Origin of the sequence: Clostridium sp. UBA7791 (assembly GCF_002480755.1) — a bacterium.
Lineage (GTDB): Bacteria > Bacillota > Clostridia > Clostridiales > Clostridiaceae > Clostridium_J > Clostridium_J sulfidigenes.
In genome coordinates this window covers 235998-238169 of sequence record NZ_DLCT01000005.1, presented here as the reverse complement: position 1 = coordinate 238169, position 2172 = coordinate 235998, and the positions used below count along the sequence as shown (strand labels likewise).

The 2172-nt window shown below is 28.6% G+C and carries 2 protein-coding genes and 1 pseudogene; all 3 read right to left on the bottom strand.

The window, feature by feature from the left end; genetic code table 11:
• Window positions 1-37: 37 nt before the first annotated feature.
• Window positions 38-795: pseudogene (locus tag B3Z56_RS18030) on the bottom strand (metalloregulator ArsR/SmtB family transcription factor).
• Window positions 796-905: 110 nt separating this feature from the next.
• Window positions 906-1226 (bottom strand): rhodanese-like domain-containing protein, encoded by a 321-nt coding sequence (locus B3Z56_RS06565; RefSeq protein WP_346878498.1) that lies wholly within the window; start codon window positions 1224-1226, stop codon window positions 906-908.
• Window positions 1227-1476: 250 nt separating this feature from the next.
• Entirely contained in the window at window positions 1477-2040 is a 564-nt protein-coding gene (locus B3Z56_RS06560; protein WP_346847320.1) for a GNAT family protein, read from the bottom strand.
• Window positions 2041-2172 lie beyond the last annotated feature (132 nt).

Genomic DNA, 2172 nt, shown 5'->3' with positions numbered 1-2172 from the left:
CTATTTTCATACAGTTCTTTCAATTCTTAATTATATTTTAATGATGGTCACATCCATCATGATTACAAGTATGATTCATAGCGAATTCTGATAACTCACCATTTTTAAGCTTCTCTAAGTTTGTATTTATAGTTCCTTCTGCTGCTCTATATACCTTTATTCCTTGGGAGTTTAACTTAACTATAGCCCCTTGACCAATACCACCTACAACCACAGCATCTACTACTTCTCCTGATAATGCTTTCATTGGTTGACACATACCATGCTGATGACCTAAATCACCATTTCCTATAGTCTTAACCTCATTAGTTTCTAAATTACATACTACAAACATTGGAGCTGTTCCAAAGTGTCCATATGGTACACTCTCCATACCTTCATTAGATTTAACTGGAAAACAAACCTTCATTACTCTTCCTCCTTTAATCTCTCTTTACAGCATTTCTTTACCACCTTACAATTCTTTTCACATTGTAAAGCATGAAAGCTCTCTAAACTTACATTAAACTTATCATCTATTGAGCATATGTCATCAGTAATTAATACATTAATAAATTCTATAGCTTTTTCTAAAACTTTCTTATTTAAGTCATAGATTACATGATATCCTCTTTTGTAACCTACAATTAAATCTACTTCCTTAAGAATTTTAATGTGTTGTGATACTGCAGCTTCAGAAATTTGTAAATGCTTAGCTATTGCCTTTGCACAAATATTCTTCTTAGATAATAATATTAGTATTTTTATCCTTGTCTCATCACCAATAGCTTTAAAAACTTTTACACTTTCTATCATATATACTCCTTTTATAATATAATTTAATTAATCATTAACTTAATTAAATTATATTACTCTTAAGTGATTATATCAACTACAAATTAAAATATTCTATACAATAATTAAAGTTATTTTCTTTTAGCCCCTTTATATGCTCCAATACCACCTCTAACATTAATCACATTAAACCCTTCTTTAGTCAATCTCCTACAAGCAAGTGAGCTTCTCGAACCTGTTTGACACATAAGGTAATATTCATCTTCTTTTTTAAGATATCTATCTGGATTGTTTAAAAGATTTCCCATTGGAATATTTCTAGCTGTTTTTAAACTTCCATTTCTATATTCATATATTTCTCTAACATCAATTAAATTAATCTTACCTAACAAACTATCTATACCATTAATACTTATTACTTTTCCATTATCCCTTTTTAAAAAGTTAAACATTGTAATGCCTCCCTATATATGATAACTCAAAATCTGCTTTTTATTATACATATATTTTACCCTTTTTAATATTTTATTTATGTGAGTTAATCACTTATTGTTTATTATTAATGGTCAGATGGATTTTGCAGTCACTAAATTTAGATTTAACTAATTTTCATATAAAATGTAATAAAAAAATAAGAACTATAAAACTGAAAGTTTATAGCTCTTATTTTTTAACAGCCTAATGTTATATATTGTCTTCTTTCTATTTTAGTGCTTCACATATAATTGATTCATGAAAATCAGTATTCAATATATCCATGAAGACTTCGTCAAACTCATTATTTCCATATATAATAGAGTTTCTTCTTCTTCCTATCTCTTTAAAGCCAATCTTCTTGCATAAGTTAATGGCCCTTTCATTAAAAGAAAAAGTCTCTATCATTATGTTTCTAAGATTTATCACATTAAAAGCAAAATCCAATATTAGCTTTGTTGCTTCTGTTCCTATACCTTTATTTCTATGATTCGAATCTCCAATAAACATTCCAAGAACAGCATTTCTGTGTATGTGGCTTATTCTCATAAGCCTTATGACCCCTATAGCCTCGTCGTTTTTAGAGTCAACTATATAGAAGGCATATCCTCTCTCATTCATACTATTTAAATACTCTCTTTGAGCATCAACTGTTATCATATCTGATATATCTCCAGTTCTTAAGGAAACCCTCAAGTCATTACTCCATTGAGCTACCTTATCTGCTAGTATATCATCCACTGGAGAAAGATAACATTTATCTCCAACTAATTTCTTTAAAAATTTCATCATATCTCACTTTCTTTTATGCATACTAAATCTATTGTATTTTACGGAAACTCCTTCTCATATATATTCGAATGAGTAAGTTCAACTAACTAAATCATAGATTTAGAGTCTCACTTAAGTTCCACTGACCAAATA

Bases quoted from the DNA above. Each gene is read 5' to 3' on its own strand.
- B3Z56_RS06560 (WP_346847320.1), bottom strand. From the start codon at position 2,040: ATGATGAAATTTTTAAAGAAATTAGTTGGAGATAAATGTTATCTTTCT.
- B3Z56_RS06565 (WP_346878498.1), bottom strand. From the start codon at position 1,226: ATGTTTAACTTTTTAAAAAGGGATAATGGAAAAGTAATAAGTATTAAT.